Source organism: Mycobacterium sp., from assembly GCF_046095365.1.
Taxonomy (GTDB): Bacteria; Actinomycetota; Actinomycetes; order Mycobacteriales; family Mycobacteriaceae; genus Mycobacterium.
Genome location: NZ_JBJTJF010000021.1, coordinates 1 through 5303 on the forward strand (window position 1 = coordinate 1; position 5303 = coordinate 5303).

The window sequence follows — 5303 nt, forward strand, 5'->3', positions numbered from 1 at the left end:
TTGGCAAGGGGCTTCGTGATGAAACGTCGCAACGACCTACTTTTCCGCCCCTGTCTGGGGAAGTATCATCGGCCCTCTAGGGCTTAACTGCCGTGTTCGGTATGGGAACGGGTGTGACCCCTAGGGTAAAGTCACGACGAAATAGGAAAATGGGTGATCCCAAAAAATGGGGAAAGCTAAGATGAATTTAAAAAGAGCCGAGGGCACTTGTGACTTGAATGTCCGAAGACATGAAATGGACTTGTCGTTAATTGATGAAACGTCAAGTCAATTGGCTATTAGTATCGCTTAGCTGAGCACATCACTGTGTGTACACATGCGACCTATCAACGTGGTAGTCTTCCACGAGCCTATGGGGAAATCTAATCTTGAGGGGTGTTTCGCGCTTAGATGCTTTCAGCGCTTCTCACTTCCGAACATAGCTACCCAGCATTGCATTTGGAAACACAACTGGAACACCAGAGGTTCGTCCATCCCGGTCCTCTCGTACTAAGGACAGGTCCTCTCAAATTTCCTACGCCCACACTAGATAGAGACCGAACTGTCTCGCGACGTTCTGAACCCAACTCACGTACCGCTATTGATCGGCGAACAGCCGAACCCTTGGGACCTGCTTCAGCCCCAGGATGCGATGAGTCGACATCGAGGTGCCAAACCTTGCCGTCGATATGAACTCTTGGGCAAGATCAGCCTGTTATCCCCGGCGTACCTTTTATCCGTTGAGCGATGGCCCTTCCATACGGGACCACCGGATCACTATAACCTACTTTCGTACCTGCTCGACTTGTATGTCTCGCAGTCAAGCTCCCTTATACTATTGCGCTCTGCGGTTGATTTCCAAACAACCTGAGGGAACCTTTGTACGCCTCCGTTACTCTTTGGGAGGCGACCGCCCCAGTCAAACTACCCGCCTGACATTGTCTTCCATCCAGATAATGGATGCGAGTTAGAGATCAGCATTGCACAGGGTGGTATCTCACCGACGACTCCACCGAACCTAACGATCCGGTATCAAAGTCTCCCACCTATCCTGCACGGTTCAATGCCAACCTCAATATCAAGGTGTAGTAAAGGTGCACGGGGTCTTTTCGTCTAAGTGCGGGTAACCGGCATCTTCACCGGTGCTACAAGTTCGCTGAGCGTCTGTTGGAGACAGTTCCCAGATCGTTACGCCATTCGTGCAGGTCGGAACTTACCCGACAAGGAATTTCGCTACCTTAGGATGGTTATAGTTACCACCGCCGTTTACTGGGGCTTAAATTCTCCGCTTCACCCTTGCGGGTTAACGGGTCCTCTTAACCTTCCAGCACCGGGCAGGCGTCAGTCCGTATACCTCGTCTTGCGACTTCGCACGGACCTGTGTTTTTAGTAAACAGTCGCTTCTCACTGGTTTGTGCCACCCCCCACCGCTGCCGGCCGCAAGGGCCATGACGGTACGGGGTCCCCCTTCTCCCGAAGTTACGGGGGTATTTTGCCGAGTTCCTTAACCATAGTTCACTCGTACGCCTCGGTATTCTCTACCTGACCACCTGTGTCGGTTTGGGGTACGGGCCGTGTGTGTGCTCGCTAGAGGCTTTTCTTGGCAGCTGAGGATCACCGAATTCGCCTCACTCGGCTATGCATCACCTCTCACGCTTAAATGACATCCGGATTTGCCTAGATGTCGCGCTACGGGCTTGCCCCAGTATTACCACTGACTGGTACGGCTACCTTCCTGCGTCACCCCCTCGCTTGACTACTACCCACCGGGGTCCCACGCAGCCGGCGGCCCTCGCCCCCCCGAAGGGGATTGATAAGCCACCTTTTGGGTGGTTAGCACAATGGATTCGTCAGGGGCGCCCACACACGGGTACGGGAATATCAACCCGTTGTCCATCGACTACGCCTGTCGGCCTCGCCTTAGGTCCCGACTCACCCTGGGCGGACTGGCCTGCCCCAGGAACCCTTGGTCTTTCGGCGGGCAAGGTTCTCACTTGCCTTATCGCTACTCATGCCTGCATTCTCACTCCCACACCCTCCACCACTAGGTCACCCTGTGGCTTCACCGGATGCAGGACGCTCCCCTACCCAACGCTTACGCGTTGCCGCGGCTTCGGCGGTGTGCTTGAGCCCCGCTACATTATCGGCGCACAATCACTTGACCAGTGAGCTATTACGCACTCTTTCAAGGGTGGCTGCTTCTAAGCCAACCTCCTGGTTGTCTTTGCGACTGCACATCCTTTTCCACTTAGCACACGCTTAGGGGCCTTAGCCGGCGATCTGGGCTGTTTCCCTCTCGACGCACGGAGCTTATCCCCCGCCGTCTCACTGCCGCGTTCTTGGACTTACCGGCATTCGGAGTTTGGCTGACGTCAGTAACCCTGTGGGGCCCATCGGCCATCCAGTAGCTCTACCTCCGGTAAGAAACACGCGACGCTGCACCTAAATGCATTTCGGGGAGAACCAGCTATCACGGAGTTTGATTGGCCTTTCACCCCTACCCACAGCTCATCCCCTCAGTCTTCAACCTAAGTGGGTTCGGGCCTCCACGCGGTCTTACCCGCGCTTCACCCTGGCCATGGGTAGATCACTCCGCTTCGGGTCCAGAACACACCACTACACCACACACAGCTGTGTGGATACGCCCTATTCAGACTCGCTTTCGCTGCGGCTACCCCACCCGGGTTAACCTCGCGACATGTCCCTGACTCGCAGGCTCATTCTTCAAAAGGCACGCCATCACCCCACGACAAAGTCGAAGGCTCTGACGGATTGTAGGCACACGGTTTCAGGTACTCTTTCACTCCCCTCCCGGGGTACTTTTCACCATTCCCTCACGGTACTTCTCCGCTATCGGTCACTGGGAAGTATTCAGGCTTACCGGATGGTCCCGGCAGATTCACAGCAGATTTCACGGGCCCGCTGCTACTCGGGAAACATCGCAAGGCAGGCGTCGGGTTTTCACGTACCGGGCTCTCACCGTCTACGGCAGGCCATCCCAGGCCACTTCGGCTAACCACAACACTTTCTAACTGCCCTCCAGTCGAGTAGAACCGGACACGACACTCCCACAACACCGCACACACAACCCCTACCCGGTATCACGTGTGCACGGTTTAGCCATCCTCCGCGTTCGCTCGCCACTACTAACGGAATCACTTTTGTTTTCTCTTCCTACGGGTACTGAGATGTTTCACTTCCCCGCGTTCCCCCCCGCACCCTATGTATTCAGATGCGGGTGACACGACATCACTCGTGCCGGGTTTCCCCATTCGGACATCCTCGGATCCACGCTCGGTTGACAGCTCCCCGAGGCTTAACGCAGCCTCCCACGTCCTTCATCGGCTCCCAGTGCCAAGGCATCCACCATGCGCCCTTAAACACTTACAAACACAAAAACCAATTCGAAAAAAGAAATTGCACATCAACACCCACGACAACACCCCCGGCCGAAACCGGCGACGCCCTCATGCGTGCTAGATGCTCGCAACCACTATCCACAAATCAAACACCACACCCCACCACCAAAGCAGGGCGACAACAGTCCATCCCCACCCGCAAGCAGGGAACAACAGGGCTTGTTGCCTCAAAGCCCAATAGTGTGTCCGATGATTCCCCCGGCCCGCATCCCCGCGGCCGGCGCGTCTGTTGTGCACCCGGCCATCCGCCACTACAGCGATGACCCCTCACGGCCCACACCCACACCAACTGCGGATGTCTCTCGTGGTGCTCCTTAGAAAGGAGGTGATCCAGCCGCACCTTCCGGTACGGCTACCTTGTTACGACTTCGTCCCAATCGCCGATCCCACCTTCGACCGCTCCCTCCCTTACGGGTTAGGCCACGGGCTTCGGGTGTTACCGACTTTCATGACGTGACGGGCGGTGTGTACAAGGCCCGGGAACGTATTCACCGCAGCGTTGCTGATCTGCGATTACTAGCGACTCCGACTTCACGGGGTCGAGTTGCAGACCCCGATCCGAACTGAGACCGGCTTTAACAAGGATTCGCTCCACCTCACGGCATCGCAGCCCTTTGTACCGGCCATTGTAGCATGTGTGAAGCCCTGGACATAAGGGGCATGATGACTTGACGTCATCCCCACCTTCCTCCGAGTTGACCCCGGCAGTCTCTCACGAGTCCCCGCCATAACGCGCTGGCAACATGAGACAAGGGTTGCGCTCGTTGCGGGACTTAACCCAACATCTCACGACACGAGCTGACGACAGCCATGCACCACCTGCACACAGGCCACAAGGGAACCGACATCTCTGCCGGCGTCCTGTGCATGTCAAACCCAGGTAAGGTTCTTCGCGTTGCATCGAATTAATCCACATGCTCCGCCGCTTGTGCGGGCCCCCGTCAATTTCTTTGAGTTTTAGCCTTGCGGCCGTACTCCCCAGGCGGGGTACTTAATGCGTTAGCTACGGCACGGATCCCAAGGAAGGAAACCCACACCTAGTACCCACCGTTTACGGCGTGGACTACCAGGGTATCTAATCCTGTTCGCTCCCCACGCTTTCGCTCCTCAGCGTCAGTTACTGCCCAGAGACCCGCCTTCGCCACCGGTGTTCCTCCTGATATCTGCGCATTTCACCGCTACACCAGGAATTCCCCGCTCCCCTACCGGACTCAAGTCACAGCAGTATCGGGTGGCGGCTCTGGGTTAAGCCCAGAGTTTTCACACCCGACTTACTGAACCGCCTACGAGCTCTTTACGCCCAATAAATCCGGACAACGCTTGGTGCCTACGTGTCACCGCGGCTGCTGGCACGTAGTTGGCCGCACCTTATTCTCCAGGTACTGTCATTTTCCTTCCTGGTAAAAGCGGTTTACAACCCGAAGGCCTTCATCCCGCACGCGGCGTTGCTGCGTCAGGCTTTCGCCCATTGCGCAAGATTCCCCACTGCTGCCTCCCGTAGGAGTCTGGGCCGTGTCTCAGTCCCAGTGTGGCTGATCGTTCTCTCAAACCAGCTACCCGTCGTAGCCTTGGTGGGCCGTTACCCCGCCAACAAGCTGATAGGCCGCGAGACCCTCCAAGAGCGAAAAACTTTCCTCCTCCGGCCATGCGACCAGAGGAGCGTATGCGGTATTAGCCCGGGTTTCCCCGGGTTATTCCCCACTCGAGGGCAGGTTTCTCACGTGTTACTCACCCGTTCGCCACTAGGTCTTCAGGGAGCAAGCTCCCTTGGACCTCGTTCGACTTGCATGTGTTAGGCACGCCGCCAGCGTTCGTCCTGAGCCAGGATCAAACTCTCCGTCAAGATCTCTGACGCCGGCCCGGAGGTCGACGTCGTTCGATCAGGAGAGCCGGTCTCGGGCTGGC

At 56.7% G+C, this 5303-nt stretch carries 3 rRNA genes; all 3 read right to left on the bottom strand.

The annotated features are described in order from the left end of the window. Window positions 1-23: 23 nt before the first annotated feature. The 3 genes from rrf to ACKOQ4_RS01635 all read right to left on the bottom strand — a co-directional run bounded on the left by rrf (window position 24) and on the right by ACKOQ4_RS01635 (window position 5241). A 5S ribosomal RNA gene (rrf, locus tag ACKOQ4_RS01625) occupies window positions 24-139 on the bottom strand. A 119-nt stretch (window positions 140-258) separates the two neighbouring features. After that, window positions 259-3369, bottom strand: a 23S ribosomal RNA gene (locus tag ACKOQ4_RS01630). Between the two features lie 347 nt (window positions 3370-3716). Then, window positions 3717-5241, bottom strand: a 16S ribosomal RNA gene (locus ACKOQ4_RS01635). The 16S, 23S and 5S rRNA genes sit together here, the layout of an rRNA operon. Window positions 5242-5303 lie beyond the last annotated feature (62 nt).